The sequence below is a fragment of the Pseudomonas sp. AK-TSAG1-1 genome (genome assembly GCF_056821665.1).
On the sequence record NZ_CM165965.1, the window covers coordinates 2,187,466 to 2,203,607 of the forward strand.

At 63.1% G+C, this 16,142-nt stretch carries 10 protein-coding genes; 2 read left to right on the plus strand and 8 right to left on the minus strand.

Translation table 11 applies throughout. The features are described 5' to 3' along the window. Window positions 1-5 precede the first annotated feature (5 nt). Window positions 6-962: an alpha/beta hydrolase gene (locus AC1UK9_RS09970; protein ID WP_025110386.1), complete on the plus strand. Its 957-nt coding sequence runs from the start codon at window positions 6-8 to the stop codon at window positions 960-962. A gap of 135 nt (window positions 963-1,097) precedes the next feature. Here AC1UK9_RS09970 and AC1UK9_RS09975 read toward each other — a convergent pair whose 3' ends face one another. The 5 genes from AC1UK9_RS09975 to pvdM all read right to left on the minus strand — a co-directional run bounded on the left by AC1UK9_RS09975 (window position 1,098) and on the right by pvdM (window position 9,191). After that, window positions 1,098-3,563 (minus strand): TonB-dependent siderophore receptor, encoded by a 2,466-nt coding sequence (locus AC1UK9_RS09975; protein WP_473015072.1) that lies wholly within the window; start codon window positions 3,561-3,563, stop codon window positions 1,098-1,100. A 185-nt stretch (window positions 3,564-3,748) separates the two neighbouring features. Next, window positions 3,749-5,398, minus strand: a complete 1,650-nt coding sequence (locus AC1UK9_RS09980; protein ID WP_025110388.1) for a cyclic peptide export ABC transporter — start codon at window positions 5,396-5,398, stop codon at window positions 3,749-3,751. Between the two features lie 208 nt (window positions 5,399-5,606). Beyond that, window positions 5,607-6,500, minus strand: a complete 894-nt coding sequence (gene pvdO, locus AC1UK9_RS09985; protein WP_025110389.1) for a dihydropyoverdine dehydrogenase — start codon at window positions 6,498-6,500, stop codon at window positions 5,607-5,609. A 32-nt stretch (window positions 6,501-6,532) separates the two neighbouring features. Further along, window positions 6,533-7,813 carry a pyoverdine-tailoring periplasmic protein PvdN gene (gene pvdN / locus AC1UK9_RS09990; RefSeq protein ID WP_482579946.1) on the minus strand — a complete coding sequence of 427 codons (1,281 nt, stop codon included), beginning with the start codon at window positions 7,811-7,813 and terminating at the stop codon, window positions 6,533-6,535. Window positions 7,814-7,841: 28 nt separating this feature from the next. After that, entirely contained in the window at window positions 7,842-9,191 is a 1,350-nt protein-coding gene (gene pvdM / locus AC1UK9_RS09995; protein ID WP_025110391.1) for a pyoverdine-tailoring dipeptidase-like protein PvdM, read from the minus strand. A 173-nt stretch (window positions 9,192-9,364) separates the two neighbouring features. Between pvdM and pvdP the strand changes: the two genes are divergently transcribed. Further along, a complete protein-coding gene (gene pvdP / locus AC1UK9_RS10000; RefSeq protein ID WP_482579947.1) occupies window positions 9,365-10,993 on the plus strand; it encodes a pyoverdine maturation tyrosinase PvdP in 1,629 nt (542 codons plus the stop codon). 410 nt (window positions 10,994-11,403) lie between these two features. On the opposite strand, the gene AC1UK9_RS10005 is transcribed toward pvdP, so the two are convergent. From AC1UK9_RS10005 to AC1UK9_RS10015, 3 genes are read right to left on the minus strand one after another with little or no spacing between them, the layout of a single operon-like run. After that, on the minus strand, window positions 11,404-12,804 hold the full coding sequence (locus tag AC1UK9_RS10005; RefSeq protein WP_482579948.1) for an efflux transporter outer membrane subunit: 1,401 nt from the start codon (window positions 12,802-12,804) through the stop codon (window positions 11,404-11,406). A gap of 7 nt (window positions 12,805-12,811) precedes the next feature. After that, window positions 12,812-14,785 (minus strand): MacB family efflux pump subunit, encoded by a 1,974-nt coding sequence (locus AC1UK9_RS10010; RefSeq protein ID WP_025110394.1) that lies wholly within the window; start codon window positions 14,783-14,785, stop codon window positions 12,812-12,814. Then, entirely contained in the window at window positions 14,786-15,958 is a 1,173-nt protein-coding gene (locus AC1UK9_RS10015) for an efflux RND transporter periplasmic adaptor subunit (RefSeq protein WP_482579949.1), read from the minus strand. Between the last annotated feature and the right edge of the window lie 184 nt (window positions 15,959-16,142).

Below are 16,142 nucleotides of genomic sequence, written 5' to 3' on the forward strand. Positions count from 1 at the left end.
AAACGATGGCTGTACTGCCAGAACTGCAAGCATTTCTCGAACTCGCCGAGTTCGGCCGACTGACCGGCAAAAGCCGTGCGATGCATGAGCAGACCCCGCAACAGGCACGTGTCGATTTCGAAGCGGCGTCGGGCTTTCTCGATGTGCCGCTGGACAGCGTCAGCTGTCAGGATTTCACCCTCGCTGCACGCGATGGTCACAGTCTGGCGGCGCGCCTGTATCGCACCGGGCAGGCCGCCGACGGTCTGCAACCGGTGATGTTGTACTTCCACGGTGGCGGCTACGTGGTCGGCAGTCTCGATTCTCATGATGCACTGTGCCGACGTCTGGCGGCGCAGGGTGGTTTCGCGCTGTTGACGGTGGACTATCGCCTGGCGCCGGAATGGCGGTTCCCGACCCCGGTACAGGACGCTTGCGATGCCGCCAACTGGCTGGTGCGCGAAGGCGCAAGTCTGGGTCTGGACGCGGCGCGGACGGTGCTGGCCGGTGACAGTGTCGGAGCGACGCTGGCGACGGTATTGGCGTTGATCGCGGTTCGTGAGCCTGAGGCGTTGAGTCTGCGGCCCAAGGCGCAGGTCCTGGTGTACCCGGTGACGGACGCCACGACGCATCGCGCCTCGCATCGCGATTTCGCCGAAGGCTATCTGCTGGAGACCCCGACGCTGGACTGGTTCTACGCGCATTACGCCCGTACCCCGGAAGATCTGGCTGACTGGCGCTGCTCGCCGTTGCTGGCGGACGACTTGTCTGGCATCGCGCCGGCGCTGGTGTACCTGGCCGGCCATGACCCGTTGTATGACGAAGGCCGTGCCTATGCCGAGCGTCTGCGCGCCGCCGGCAATGACCTGACCCTGCTCGAACAACCGGGCATGACCCACGACTTCCTGCGCATGGCCGGGTTGCTGAGTGAGGTCGAGGCGATCCATGCCGAGGTGGCGCAGTGGGTGCGCTCACACCTCTGACCTGATCCCGGAACCGCCATTGCCGAGTCGGCAATGGCGGTTTTTTTGTGCCCGACACACAGCCCGCGAGGCCAACGACGGGGCAAAAAAAATGCCCGCATCTTGCGATGCGGGCATTGGCGTTTGCGATGTGAATCAGAAGTTGTACTTGGCGGTGAGTTGCAGGTTGCGTGGCTCGCCGTAGAACGTGGTGTCGAAGTTGCCCAGGCCCGTCAGGTACTTCTTGTCGAAGACGTTGTTGGCGTTGACGGTGAAGCTCAGGTGCTCGTCGTACTCGTACTTGGTCATCAGGTCCACCAGCGAGTAGCCGCCTTGCTTGATGCGGGTGTAGTCGCCGGCCGGTGCGCTGTAGATCTTGCCGTAGAACGCGCTCTGCCAGCTCACACCGCCGCCGACGGTGACCTTGTTCAGCACACCCGGCAGGCGGTAAGTGGTGAACGTGCGGAACACGTGCTCGGGTTTGGTGGTGGACAGCGGGTAGCCGTAGATCCGTTGCTCGTCCTGGTCACGGGTACGGGCGTAGGTGTAGCCGGCGGACAGGTTCCAGCCTTCTTGCAGTTCACCGGCCAGTTCCAGTTCGACACCGTTGGTGGTGGCGCCGTCGATGGCTTTGTAGATGCCTTCGTTGGTCACCGGGTTGGTGCCGATCGATTCGGCAACGTTGTCCTGCTCGATGCGGAAGAACGCCAGGCTGGCGTTGAGGCGGCCATCGAAGTAGGCAGCCTTCAGACCGGTTTCGTAGGCGTTGCCTTCGACCGGCGCGAGGGTCTTGCCGTCGGCGTCCTTGTAAATCTGCGGCTGGTAGATGTTGGTGTAGCTGCCGTACACCGAGTAGGTGTCGTTGAGGTCGTAGACCACACCGGCGTAAGGCGTGACGACGCCGTGTTCCTTGTAGCTGGCATGGGTGTCGGACATGCCGGTGCCCGCATTGTAGGAGTAGTCCTCGTTGTACTTGAAGGTACTCAGGCGGCTGCCGAGGATTACCGAGAGGTCGTCAGTCGGGCGCAGGCGCGTGGCGAGGTAGATGCCGTTCTGGCTCTGGGTGCGCTCGTATTTGCCGTTCTTCGGGAACTCCTGTTTCGGCAGATGGCCGTTCCAGTCATAGATGCTGCCCGGTACCTGGCTGAAAGCGCTGGTGTCAAACGTCGCACCGGTCTGGCGCGAGTGCGAGGCCATGAAGCCGGCCACCAGTTCGTGCTCGCGACCGCCCAGGGTGAATGGACCGGAGACGTTGATGTCCGCCGAATCCTGGACGCGGTGACCTTCCCAGCGGCCCCAGTAGAGGAACATGCCTTCGCCGGTGGCGCGATTCGGATTGCCGCCGCTGGCCGAGGCCAGTTGCGTGTCGTGATCGGTGATTTTTTCGTTGAGGCTGACCTTGAGTTTCCAGTCGTTGGCCAGGGCCTGCTCCAGCGAGGTGAAGTAGGTCACGGAGTCGAAATCGCGACGGCTCCAGTCGGCGCCCGGGTTGAAGCTGCGCGGGAAGTCAGTCCGTCCGCCGTCGGAGAAGTACACCGGGTTGCCGGTCCATGACGAACCGCGCGGGGTCACGCTCTGTTTGTCGATGCCGAAGGTCAGCAGGGTGTCTTCGCTGAGGTCGGCTTCGAGGATGCCGTAGTACACATCCTTTTTCTGCGTGTAGTGATCGATGTAGGAGTTCTTGTCCTGATAGGCGCCGACGAAGCGCCCGCGCACCGAGCCGCTGTCGTTGAGCGGGCCGGAGATATCGCCTTCAGTGCGATAGTTGTCCCACGAGCCGGCCGTGCCGGTGACCGACGCCTTGAATTCCTTGGTCGGCTTCTTGCGCACCAGGTTGACGGTGGCCGACGGGTCGCCCGAGCCGGTCATCAGGCCAGTGGCGCCCTTGATGATTTCGACGCGATCGTAGGTGGCCATGTCGACGTGGGTCGCGCCTTCGTCGTACACGCCGTCGTAGACGTTGTTGACGCCGTCGTACTGGAAGTTGGTGATGGCAAAGCCGCGAGTCGCGTATTCGGTGCGGTCGCTGTCATATTGCTGCACGGAGATGCCGGGGGTGTTGCGCAGCACGTCGCCGATGTTCTTTTCGCCACGGTCGTCCATTTGCTGACGGGTGACCACGGTCACCGATTGCGGCGTTTCGCGAATGGTCAGCGGCAGCTTGGTCGCGGTGGTGGTGGCGCCGGTGGTGTAGGAGCCGCTGTCTTCGGTGGTCAGGCCCAGCGCCTGGCCGGAAATGGTGGTCGCGCCCAGTTGCAGGGTCGAACCCGCGCCGCCCGAGACCAGGGTGACGCTGCTGCCATTGATCTGGAAGGAAATCCCGCTGTCCTTGAGCATCGCGGCCAGCGCTTCGGAAGGCTCCAGCGAACCGGACACCGCACGGGATTTGATCCCGGCCACCTGGTCCGGGCTGTAGAGGATCTGCAGGTTGGTTTGCAGGCCCAGTTCGGTCAGCGCGCTGGACAGCGGTTGCACCGCAATGTTGACCTTGACCGGTGCCGCATTGGCCATCGAGCTCCCCAGCAAGGTGGCGGTCAGCAGGACACTGGTCAGCAGGGTTTTATGCAAAGTCGGACGCTGTACGGCCAGCGCGAGAGGTGTGCGGCGTGGAAGAGGGTGCATTACTTGCCTGAGCTCCTGAACGTGTTGTGCAGAGTTTTTGTTAATAGGAATTATTATTAAGACGGAGTGATGGCGAAAAACCGGAAACAAACCCGACAAATAAATCGCTGCCGGTCCGGTTCTGTGCGCTGAAAAGAGGGGTGCCGCCTTGCGGATCAAATCGCGCAAGGCGTCTGGCGGGCGTGTCAGGCCGGGGTCAATTCACTGACCACCCGGCCGCGCTCCATGCGCACCAGTTGATCGGCGACATCGAAATAGCGGTCGTCGTGGGAAATCACGATGATGGTTTTGCCCAGTCGCTTGAGGTCGGGCAACAGCTCGGTATAGAAGATGCGGCGGAAGGTCGGGTCCTGATCGGCCGCCCACTCGTCGAACACCAGCACCGGGCGTTCTTCCAGCCACGCATTGACCAGCGCCAGGCGCTTGCGCTGACCGGTGGACAGGTCGGTGGTGGTGAAATTGCCGTCCTTGACGCTGACCTTGTGCGCGATCTCCAGCCGTTGCAGGTATTTGTTGGCATCTGCCGGGATCTGCATGTCGCCCTGGACCACGTCGTCGAACAGGTAGTAGTCGGCAAAAATCGTGGTGAACAACTGGCGGTAGTCATCGCGATTGTGTGCATCGATGCCTATGCCGTTGACGCGAATCTCACCCTGTTGCGGGGTGTACAGGCCCAGCAGCAATTTGATCAGGGTGGTTTTGCCGCAGCCGTTTTCACCGACGATGAAGGTGATGTCACCTTGTTTGATGGTCAGGTTGACCGGGCCCAGTTGAAACGGCGCGGCGCCATCGACAGCCGGGAAGGCGTAACGCACGTCGGCCAGTTCCAGGCTGTGCACGGTCTTCTCGGCCTGGCCCTGATCGCTGAGCAACAGGTGCGCTTCGGGGGTGGAAAACTGTTCGGACAGTTCAGCGATACGGCGGAAGGCGATCTGCGCCCGGCTGACAATCGGCAGGGTGCTGATCAGATGCTCCAGCGGGCCTTTCATGTACAGCAGCACCAGGACGAAGCCGCTCATGACGGTCTTGTCGGCGCTCGGCCAGAAGGTTTGCAGCGCCAGGGCCAGGCCGATGACCACGAAGAACAGCATCGAACCGAAGGTCTTGGCGATCACAAAGGTGTTGATCGAGCGCACTTGAGTGTTGCAGATGAATTCGGCGGTGGCCTTGATCCCCGACACGAACATGCGCTGACGGCGCGGGCGGTGAATGCGCAGCTCCTTGGCGCCTTCGGCAATTGCGTTGTAGTGCTTTTGCAGTTCGTCTTCGGCATCCCGTGCGGCCATGAAACCTTGCACGCCCTTGCTCTGGGCGTAGGCCTGGATCGCCGTGCCGATCAGGATCGCCGCGACCATGATCAGGAACATCGGCCACGACAGCAGCGCCAGATAACCCATGCAGCCGAGCGTCACGGTGACGGAAATCGCCAAAGGCGCGAAGGCGAAGGCAAAGTCGCTGATGGTGTCGACGTCGTGGGTCAGCACCGGGATCAGCCGATGGCTGCGGTAGCGTTCGATCTGTTCGATCGGCGCCGAGAGGACTTTCTCACCCAGCTGTTTGCGCAGTTTGGCGATGATGTGCTGGCCGACGTAATTGGTGCCGATGTCCGAGCAGATCGAACTGGCCAGGGCCAGCAGGCACAGGCCGGCGAACAGCGCGACCACGCCTTGGGTCAGGCCGCTTTGCGAATGCAGGGCGTTGTTGATGGTCGCCAGCAACACCGTGACGCTCAGGCCGCCGACCATGCCCAGGAAAATGGACGCGGCGACGATGAGCCGAAACGGTTTCAACAGGGCGAACAATTCGCCGATGGCGCCACGGGTAGGCTGGGTCATGGAAGACAGTTCCTTGGGTATAAAGGCAGATACCCAGTAGAACGTCTGGTGGCAGGCTTAATTTAGCCGGGTGCCGACTGGCGGCGACCCGTTACAAACCTGTGGGCGCGGGCTTGCTCGCGAAAGCGTTGTGTCAGTCAACCTTGTCGGCGGCAGACGGTTTGCATTCGCGAGCAGGCTCGCTCCCACAGGGGCATTTCGGTGCTGGTCAGAGTTCGCGCACTACGCGAAAGCCCATCCAGTCGCCACGCTCGTTCGGGTACTGGCTGTTGCGGTTGCCGGAGCGCGAGAACACTGGCGCTTCACCCCAGTCATTACCGCGAATGCGCACGGCTTCGCAATTGGCTTCCAGCCACGCACTGCCATCGGTCGGCGCGCCGACGTAGTCCGGGTGTTCGCAGTCTTCAACCCATTCGTAGACGTTGCCGTGCATGTCGTACATGCCAAAGGCATTGGGCGGGTAGCTGCCCACCGGCGAGCTGTAGCTGAAACCGTCCGCCGGGCCGTAGGTGTTGGCGTGCTTGGCGATGCTGTATTCCTTGCCTTCGTCGAACGGGAAGGGGAACGGGCCCTTGGTGCCGCCGCGTGCGGCATATTCGCGCTGGGCCTCGCTGACCATCTGGTATTTCTGCCCGGTTTTTTTCGACAGCCAGGCGACGTAGTTCTTCACGTCGTAGTAGTTCATGCACACCGCCGGTTGCCGAGGCCCCTGCGGGTAGCGCGGCTTGCTGGCGACGCATTCGCGCCCCGGGCGGGTATCGCCATTGGCGATGGTCACGCCGCTTTCGCGCACGTAGTTGTCCCACTCTGCGGCGGTGACCTGGAAGCGGCTCATGGCGAAGGGTCTGGCGAAGGTCACGTCATGCATCGGGCCTTCGTCCGGTTCACGACCGACTTCATCGTCCGGAGTGCCCATGGTGAAGGTGCCGGCCGGCAGCACGACCATTTCCGGGCAGTCCTTGCAGTCTTTGAAGACTTTGCCCGGCACGGGCGGTGTGGCGGCCAGCGCGGCACTCGGCAGCAGGCTGCCCAGCAGGGCCGTGAGGGCCAGGGCCTTGAGTGCGCCGATGCCGGTGACGGGGGACAACAGATCACGTTTCATGAGTCATCTCGATTAAAGGAAAGCGGGGCGCTTCACAGGTGCTTGTTGAGCACGGCCATGAAGCGCTCGATGTCGTTTTCGCTGTTGAGCAGGCCCGGGGCGATGCGGATCACCGGACCGACGTCGCGATCCACCGCATCGCACACCACCCGATCCGCCATCAGTTGCGCGGCGACCTGATCGCAGTCGCGGCCCTTGATCCGGAAGAAGGTGAAACCGGACGACAACGCTGCGCTGCGCGGTGTCACCAGCTCGATGGAGGGCTGTTCCAGCAGGCGGTTTTTCGCGTAGGTGTTGAGCGCGTGGATGCGCGACTGCACCTCGTTCTTGCCCAGCTCCAGATGCAGCTTGAACGCTTCGTCCAGCGCCCAGCGGTGCTCGAAACTGTGGTAACCGCCCGGGGTCATGGTGGTCGAGAAAGTGGTGGCTTCGGAGAAGGTCGGGATGATCGGGGTGACGTCCTTGAGCTCGCTGGAGCGTGCGCAGATGATCCCGGTGCCGCGCGGGCCGAACATCCATTTGTGGGTGCCGGCAATGAAGAAATCGCAGTGCATGTCGGGGAAGTCGAGGTCCTCGACGCCGAAGCCATGCACACCGTCGACCACGTACAGAATGCGGTCTTTGTCGTCGCGCTGGCGATTGTGTTGCTCGACCAGTTTGCCGATCTCGCCGATCGGCAGTTTCACGCCGCTGCCCGATTGCACCCAGGTCATGCCGAGCACGCGGGTTTCGGGGCGGATGCCGCGATCGATGCCGCTCAGCACTTCGTCGACCGAAATCTTCGCGCTGCTCTCGAACAGCTTGAGCTTGCGCACCTTTACCCCGTCACGTTGCTGGCGATAACCGAGGGTGTAGTTGGTCGAGTAGTGCTCGTGTTCGGTGGTGAGGATTTCCTGCCCCGGGCGCACGTGAATGCCGCCGTAGATCATTGCCAGGCCTTCGGTGGTGCTGCCGGTCAGGGCGATCTGTTCGGGTTTGGCCTTGAGGTAACGCCCGGCCCATTCGCGCACGAACTGTTCACGCTTTTCGGTCTCGCCCAGGTCCCAGTCCATCGCCCGGCCGGGGTTGCGATCGAGTGTGGCGCGATGGCGTTCGATGGCTTCGCGCACCGGTCTGGGGTGCGAGGTCACGAGGAAGTTGGCGAAGTGCAGGTAGTCCGGGTCCTGCTCGAACAACTGGCGCAGTTGCACCCATTTGTCTGCGGACTCCGGTTGCGGGGTGGCGGCCCGCGCCGGCAGGTTGATGGCGGCGCCCAAGGGCAGGCCGGCGGCCAGAATCCCGGCCTGCTTGAGGAAAGAACGGCGGTTGGTCATGAAGTCGGTTCGCTTGTTCAAATGGGCGTCAGTGGCTGGCCACGGGTTTCGACGATTGCTGCACCTGTTCCCAGACCCGCAGGAAGTTGCCGCCCCACAATTTCGCGATGTCGGCTTCGCTGTAGCCCCGCGAGATCAGTTCGGCGGTCACGTTGCGCGCCTCGCTGACGTCCTTCCAGCCGTCGATGCCGCCGCCGTCGTTGAAGTCGGAGCTGATGCCGACGTGGTCGATGCCGATCTTCTTCACCGCGTAATCGATGGCGTCGCCCAGATCCTTGAGGGTGGCTTTCGGTTCTTCGTCGACAATTCCGTAGAGCTGACTGGCGTATTCGCCAAAGCGCTGCTCGGGCCACACGGTGATGATCGGATCGCCGGGCATCAGCGCCATTTCCAGACCCTGCAGCGGCTGCAGGTCGAATTTGGCACGCAGGGCGTTGAGCTTGTCCTGGGTGTGCTGGCTCAACGGGCGCAGGTAGGTCGGGAAGCCGACAATCTGCACCACGCCGCCGCTGTTCTTGATCAGCTGCATTTCCTGATCGCTGATGTTGCGCGGGATGTCCACCAGTGCCCGTGGCGCCGAGTGCGAGGCCACAATCGGGGCGCGGCTCAATTGCGCGACTTGCTCCACGGCCTTGGTCGACATCTGCGACACGTCGATGATCACCCCCAGATCATTGAGCCGGTGTACCGCCTGCTTGCCGATATCGGACAGCCCGCCGAGGGCGTCGCGGGTGTCATTGAAAAACGGCAGCGGTCGCGACGAGTCGGCCCAGGCGTTGTTGCCCACGTAACTGAAGCCGAACATGCGCATGCCACGCGCTGCCCATTTGTCGAGGGCGTTGAGGTCGTTGCCCAGCGGATAGGCGTTGAGCATGCTCATGAAGATCGCGAACTTGCCTTCGCCGTGCAGGCGCCGGAAGTCGTCCGGGGTGTAGGCGATGGCCACCTGATTGGGGAAGTCGCGCACCAGCGTGGTGATGATCTTGTAGCGGGTCTCCTGCTCGAAGCGCGCTTCCTCGATGAAACCCGCGGTAGGCCGGTGCGGGGCGTTGGCGCCGTTCCAGATCTCCGGCCAGCCGAAGATTGTCAGCGCTGCGCCGGAAAGCCTGCCCCGAGCGGTCTTGATCAGGTCGAACTGACCGCTGCCGTCTTTGTCGGCTTCGTTGCCGGCAGTGCCGAAATCCAGCGGCACAGTGATGTGGCTGTCGAAGGAAATAATCCGGTCCTGCAACTCATCGGCCTGCTTCATGACTTTGGGCGGGTAGCCGGGGTTGTCCTTGAACCAATGCTCCCAGACTGCAAAGCCTGCCGCGGCGCTGATCGCCAGGGCCAGCGGCAGGCCGATGTAAAGAGCCTTTTTCGAACGTGGTTTTGTCATTGCCATCTCAGTCAGGTTCGCCGTCGAGGTGCAGGCACGTGGGCCTTCGCTATCTGGGAGGAACGACTGGCTGCAAGGGAAATTTAGTCCGGTGCCCAAGCGCTTAAATTTGCACGCGCAGCAAACGTTCTAGCTTGGATAAAGCCTGCTTCATGGCTGACACAGGTAGGGCAATGACGATTTCTCGACGATGGTTCATGGCGGGTCTGGCACTGACCGGCGCCGCCGTGCCTGCAGCGTATTTTGGGCATCGTGAATGGACGAAGCCGGACCCGACGATCACCCCCGGCGAAGCTTCGTTCGACGTGGCGGATGTGGCTGGCCAGCGTCTGGCCGATACCCTGCGAGGTGTCTGGCAGATCCGTTTCGAGGGGCGTGATGCGGGCATTGCCGGGCTGCCGAAGGATGGCCTGGAGGTGTTCCTCGACATCGCTCATAAGGGCCGTGGGGTGATCGGTTTTCTGGATACCGCCGAACGTCTGCGCTCGCCTGAACCGCCGCGCTACCGGGTGCTCGCCGATCTGGCCGATGTCAGTGCCGCGCAACTGAGCTGGCGGCTGGTCAGCAACACGGCGGTCGATGGTGCCCCCGATTATGAATTCAGCATGGCCCTGGATGAGGTCTGGGCCGGTTTCGGCAATGCCGGCAGCGGCAGCCTCAGCGGACGGGTGTTGAATCTGGATCGGCCACTGATGTTGCCGGCGCAGGACAACCGCTTTGTCGCGGTCAAGCGGGTGTTCCCTGAAGCACGCGAACGCATCGGTCTCAACCCGACCTTGTTGGCGTGGCTGATCTCGCCCGAGCACCGTTTGTTCCACCAGCTCTGGCATGCCTCACGTGACAAGTGGCACACCTTGTCCGAAGAGAAGCGCGGTGCCTTGCGCGGTATCGGCTGGCAACCCGGCCCCCGCGACAAGGAGCGCGACGCGCGTGGCGCGAAAAAAGACCGCAACGGTTCTGGCATCGATTTCTTTTTCATGCACCGGCACATGCTGGGCACGGCGCGGTCGATGCAGGACCTGCCTTCGTGGCAGCATTTCCCGTTGCCGCAGCCGGAGCTGATTCGCGATCGCCGGGGCTTTGCCGACTATTTCGACAACCACGACGGCACCTCGCTGCCGCCGACCTGGCTGGCGGAGGAGGATGACGAGTACTCGCAATGGGTCAGCGACATCAAGACTGCCGAGACCTATCACAGCAACTTCCTGGTCTGGGAGTCGCGTTACCGCGATCCGCGCTATCTGGCGAAGCTGACGTTGGGGCAGTTCGGTTCAGAGGTTGAGCTAGGGCTGCACGACTGGTTGCACATGCGCTGGGCGTCGGTACCGCGCGATCCGTCCAACGGGCATCCGGTGCCGTTTGCCCGCGACCCGGCAGACTTTTCCGCACGCTGGTACGCCGCTGAAAACGACTTTCTCGGCGACCCGTTTTCTTCTCACGTAAGTCCGGTGTTCTGGGCGTTCCATGGCTGGATCGATGACCGTCTGGAAGACTGGTTCCGCGCCCACGAGCGCTTTCATCCGGGTGAGGTCACGAGTCTGCAGGTCAATGGCGTGCCGTGGTTCGCTCCGGGACGTTGGGTCGAGGTCAATGACCCGTGGCTCGGCCCGATCACCCACGGCTGCAGCACCGTGCCGGGGTTGCAGGTGGGCAAGTCGGTGGAGATGGACCCGGAAACCATGAAGCTGGCGCTGCGCATCACCTTCAGCGATGACGAGAAAAAGCTCTCGGAGTTGTTCCGCAAAGTACCGAAGCGGCCGTGGTATGCGCGGCATCTGAAGGCTAAACAAGCACCGGTCTGAAACCGCGTCATCGTTCATTCGCGAGCAAGCCCGCTCCCACATTCGATCTGTGTATCGCTCAAGCCCCGGGCGCTACACAAATCCTGTGGGAGCGGGCTTGCTCGCGAAAGCGGTGGGTCATTCAAGGATGATTCCCCTGACACAGCCCAATCCCTGACCACCCGCCCCGCACATTTACCTGCCGGCGTGAAACACAAACCCTGTGGGAGCGGGCTTGCTCGCGAAAGCGGTGGGGCATTCAAGGATGATTCCCCTGACACAGCCCAATCCCTGACCACCAACTCCGCACATTTACCTGCCGGCGTGGAACACAAATCCCGTGGGAGCGGGCTTGCTCGCGAAAGCGGTGGGGCATTCAAGGATGAGTTTTCTGGCACGCCCCCATCGCTGGCAGTCCTCTTGCCGAGGGATTACCGGCTCGCCGTCTGCCATCCACCTCCCAGCGCCTTGTACAACGCGATGCTCGCTTGCAATCGCGCCAGGCGCAGTTGCACGTTGAGGTCCTGCGCGGCGTACAAGGTGCGCTGGGTTTCCAGCACGGTCAGCAGGTCGGTGGCACCGGCCTGGTAGCGGCTCTGGGCGATGTCGAATGCGGTCTGTGCCTGATTCAGCTCTTCGCTTTGCCATTGCCGTTGCTGGTCGAGGCCGCGAATGCTGTTCAGGGCTTTTTCCACATCGGCGAAACCATTGATGATCGCCCCGCGGTAGCTTTCCAGCAGTTCCTGCTGGCGTGCTGTGGCCTTGTCGCGTTCGGCGCCGAGACGGCCATTGTTGAAGATCGGGGCAACGAGGCCGGCCGTGAGGTTGTAGAACGGGCTGCGAAGCAGTTGATCGAACTGGTCGGCACCGGAGCCGAGTTGAGCGGTAAGGGTCAGGCTCGGCAGCATCGCCGCGCGGGCGATTTTGACGTCGGCCTCGGCCGCTGCCAGTTGCGCTTCGGCGCGGGCAATGTCCGGGCGGCGGTTGAGCAGATCGCTGGGTACGCCACTGGCAATCTCTGGCCATTGCAGCCGATCGAAGGGTTGCTGAGTGGCCGGCAGTTGCTGCACCGGTCGACCGAGCAGGGCGGCGAGGCTGATCAGCGCTTCCCGGGCCTGTTGTTGCACCAGCGGCAATTGCCGTTGCTGCGCGGCCACCAGGCTTTTCTGCTGAGCCAGCTCCAGGGCGGTGGCTGAGCCTGCGTCGTAACGGGTCTGCACCAGTTGCAAGACGCTTTGCGCGTTACCCAGATTCAGCTCGGCGATGCGCGCCTGTTCGCGCAGCGACAAGGTTTGCGCGTAGGTGCTGGCGACCCCGCTGAGCAACGTCAGCTCGACGGTGGCGCGATCAAATTCGCTGGCCTGCAAGGTGAACTGCGCGCTGTCGCGAGAGGCGCGTTTGCCGCCCCAGAAATCGACTTCGTAGCTGGCGCTCAGGTTGGTGTCGAAGTAATCCACCGCCTGATTGCTGCTGTCCGCGTCCAGTTGGCTGTAGCCGCTGCCGCGCAGCAGTTTCTGCCGATTGGCGTTGAACCCGGCCTTGATTTCCGGCAACTGCGAGCCGCCGGCGATCACCGTTCCTGCCTGCGCCTGACGCACGCGGGCGACGGCGGCGGCGAGGTCAAAACTGCCCAGGCGTGCCTGTTCGATCAAGTGGTCGAGTTCGGGGCTGCCGAACTGCGTCCACCATTGTGGATCGATACGTGCCACGCTGGCAGCATGGGGCGATTGCCAGGCGGCAGGCGTTGGCACGCCACTGTCCGGACGATGAGCAGGGCTGCCGCAGGCGCTGAGGATCAGGCACACGGTCAACAGGCTGAGGCGCGGTTTCATAGATCGATCATTCACTGGTAAGGGCCGTGACCGGGTCGAGCCGGGCAGCTTTGCGGGCAGGCATGAAGCCGAAGACAACACCGGTCACCAACGCGCAGCCGAATGCGCCGAGCACCGCCATCAACGAGAACGCGACGGCGACTTCGCTGAGGATCAGCACGCCGCCGACGATCAGCGCCAGGGCAATGCCGGCAATCCCGCCGACCACCGAGAGCATCACCGCTTCGGTGAGGAACTGGCGCAGGATGTCGCGCTGGCGAGCGCCGGTGGCCATGCGGATGCCGATCTCGCGGGTCCGTTCGCGCACGGTCATGAGCATGATGTTCATCACGCCGATGCCGCCGACCAGCAGCGAAATCGCGGCAATCGAACCGAGCATCAGCGACAGGGTGTTCTGGGTGCGCGCCTCGGCCTGGATCATCGCGGCGTTGTTGGTCAGTTCGAAATCCTTCTTGCCGTTGTGCAGGCGCAGCATCATGCGCTCGATGGCCTGCTCGGTTTCCTTGACCTTGCGCGCATCGGCGGCGGCAATCGCCACGTACTCGGGGTTGTAGGTGCCGAACAACCGCGTGCTGGCGGCGGAGTAGGGCACGGCGATGCGGTCGTCGCTGTCGGAATCGCCGGAGCTGGCGCCTTTTTCCGCGAGCACGCCGACCACTTGAAACGGCACATTCTCGATCAGGATGTATTGGCCGATCGGGTTGGCGACATCCTTGAGCAGCTTGGTCCGGACCTTGTGCCCGATCACCGCCACGGCGGCACCGGCGGCTTCATCGGCGGCAGTGAAATAGCTGCCTTCGGCCACCGGCCAGTTGAAGATTTTCGGGAAGTTGGTGTCGTTGCCGCCGACATAACTGTTGTGGTCGAGGTTGCCGAAACGCACCACCGCTTCGGCGCCGTTGACCGGCATGATCTGCTTGATCAGCGGCAGGGTGGCGAGCACCGCCAGATCGTCCAGAGTGACGATGCCCAAGGGCGCCCGTGGATGCGGGGACGCACCGCTCAAGTAAATGATGTTCGAGCCGAACGCGCCCATTTGCGCCATCACCTGGCGCTTGCTGCCTTCGCCGACCGCCAGCATGACCACCACCGACGCCACGCCGATGATGATCCCGAGCAGGGTCAGCGCGGTGCGAAAGCGGTTGATCCACATCACCCGCCATGCCGCGTGCAGGGCATCGACCAATTCACCTTTCCAGGCGCCGGTAGCTTCGGCGCCCTCGGCCAGGCGCTTGCGCAGGTCAACCGCTTGCAGGGCGCCGGGGTTGGCGCTGGTCTGGGCGTCGGGGTTGTCGCGGGCGCTGTCGCTGATGATCAGGCCGTCACGAATTTCGATGATGCGCTTGGCTCGGGCGGCGACTTCGCGGTCGTGGGTGATGAGGATCACCACGTGGCCCTGGCTCGCCAGTTCGTCGAGCAGTGCCATCACCTCTTTGCCGCTGTGGCTGTCGAGGGCGCCGGTGGGTTCGTCGGCGAGGATGATGTGGCCGCCGTTCATCAGCGCCCGGGCAATCGACACCCGTTGCTGCTGACCGCCGGACAACTGATGCGGACGGTTGCCGGTGCGCGAGGCCAGACCGAGCCGGTCGAGCAGGGCAGCGGCGCGGGCGTGACGTTCGGCGGCGGGGGTGCCGGCATAGATCGCCGGCATCTCGACGTTTTCCTGGGCCGAGCCGGATGGAATCAGGTGATAGCCCTGAAACACAAAGCCGAAGGCTTCGCGACGCAGCCACGCCAGCTCGTCACTGTCGAGGCCGGCGACGTTTTCCCCGGCAAAGCGGTATTCGCCGGAGGTCGGGCGGTCGAGGCAGCCGAGGATGTTCATCAGAGTCGATTTGCCGGAGCCGGAAGCGCCGACAATCGCCACGAACTCTCCGGCGTGGATCGACAGGTCGATGCCGCGCAGCACGTGAACCTCGGGGGCGTCGCCACCGCCGTAGGATTTGCGGATGTCCTGCAGGTCGATCAGAGGCGTTTGCATTCAGCCCCCGTTGCCGTCGGCCGGGCCGATCAGCAGGTGATCGCCTTCGTTGAGGCCGTCGACAATCTGTACCTTGAGTCGGTCGCTGATGCCGGTGCGCACCTCACGGTGCTGGATGTCGCCATTGGCAGCGATCACCTGTGCGGTCTGCAGGTTGGCGGTGGCGCTGCCCTGCAACGCGGCGACCGGCGCGGTGAGTACGTCCCTGGCCTGGTCGGCGACGAAAAACACCTGGGTGGTCATCTCGGCCATCAAGGCGTTGTCGGCGTTATCGACGTCGAGCAGCACGGTGTACAACACCACCCGCGCGCTGCCGCTTTTGCTGGTGCTGGCCGGGCTGCCGCCGCCCTGGCTGGTCTGATCCAGTGGCTTGGGCGGCACCGGCAGAATCTGCCGCACAGTGCTGCTCCAGCGTCGCTGACCGCCGCTGAGGGTAGTGAAGTAGGCGGTCATGCCCGGTTTGACGTGGCCGATGTCGGCCTCGGACACCTCGGCCCACACCGTCATCGGCGACAGTTTGGCGATGCGCAGGATCAGCGGTGTCTGTTGTTGCGCGTTGAGGGTCTGGCCTTCGCGGGCGTCGAGGGCGACCACGGTGCCGGCCATCGGCGCGTAGATCCGGGTGTAGCCGAGTTCGGCCTGATCGCTGCGCAGGCTGGCTTCGGCCTGGCGGGTCTGTGCCTGGAACATGTCGATGCGCGCCTGAGTGGCTTTCAGTTCGGCGCGGGCGGTCTGCACGTCCTCTTCGCGGGTGGCGCCGCCGGCGGCCAGATGCTGCTGGCGCTGGTACTTCTGTTGCGCCAGTTCATGCTGGGCGCGTTGTTCCTGCAATTGCGCCTTGAGGTTTTCGATGGAGAAGCGCCCGGCGTCGAGTTTGGCCTTCTGCGTGGACGGATCGATTTCCACCAGCAACTGGCCTTCCTTGACCACATCACCGACTTCCACGTGGATTTTCTGGATCTGTCCCGAGGCCTGCGCACCGACATCGACATAGCGTCGCGGTTGCAGGGTGCCCAGCGCGGTGACGCTGCTTTCGATGTCGCCACGGGTGACTTGTACGGTGGCGAAGCGGTCCCGGCCCGGCGGCATGATTTGCCACGCGGCGTAGGCAACAACAGGAATCAGACAAAGGACTACGAGCAGGGCGCGTCGGGCGGGGCGGGGACGTTTCATGCAGGGTTCCGGCCAGTGGAATTCGGCCCGTCGTTCGGGTACACGCAGAAAGCGGGCAGCCGCTGAACGCTGTCGCAGGGCGCGACAGACACGGGGAGCTGTCCTGTAAACGATGAAAGCTGCGGGGAATTTAAGCGGAGACACAGGATGTTACAGGTATAGAACGGCACTATTTGGCGGGCAA

Excerpts from the sequence above, each read along its gene's own strand:
- AC1UK9_RS09970 (WP_025110386.1), top strand. The coding sequence starts at position 6 with ATGGCTGTACTGCCAGAACTGCAAGCATTTCTCGAACTCGCCGAGTTC.
- AC1UK9_RS09975 (WP_473015072.1), bottom strand. The coding sequence starts at position 3,563 with ATGCACCCTCTTCCACGCCGCACACCTCTCGCGCTGGCCGTACAGCGT.
- AC1UK9_RS09980 (WP_025110388.1), bottom strand. The coding sequence starts at position 5,398 with ATGACCCAGCCTACCCGTGGCGCCATCGGCGAATTGTTCGCCCTGTTG.
- pvdO (WP_025110389.1), bottom strand. The coding sequence starts at position 6,500 with ATGAAACGTGATCTGTTGTCCCCCGTCACCGGCATCGGCGCACTCAAG.
- pvdN (WP_482579946.1), bottom strand. The coding sequence starts at position 7,813 with ATGACCAACCGCCGTTCTTTCCTCAAGCAGGCCGGGATTCTGGCCGCC.
- pvdM (WP_025110391.1), bottom strand. The coding sequence starts at position 9,191 with ATGACAAAACCACGTTCGAAAAAGGCTCTTTACATCGGCCTGCCGCTG.
- pvdP (WP_482579947.1), top strand. The coding sequence starts at position 9,365 with ATGACGATTTCTCGACGATGGTTCATGGCGGGTCTGGCACTGACCGGC.
- AC1UK9_RS10005 (WP_482579948.1), bottom strand. The coding sequence starts at position 12,804 with ATGAAACCGCGCCTCAGCCTGTTGACCGTGTGCCTGATCCTCAGCGCC.
- AC1UK9_RS10010 (WP_025110394.1), bottom strand. The coding sequence starts at position 14,785 with ATGCAAACGCCTCTGATCGACCTGCAGGACATCCGCAAATCCTACGGC.
- AC1UK9_RS10015 (WP_482579949.1), bottom strand. The coding sequence starts at position 15,958 with ATGAAACGTCCCCGCCCCGCCCGACGCGCCCTGCTCGTAGTCCTTTGT.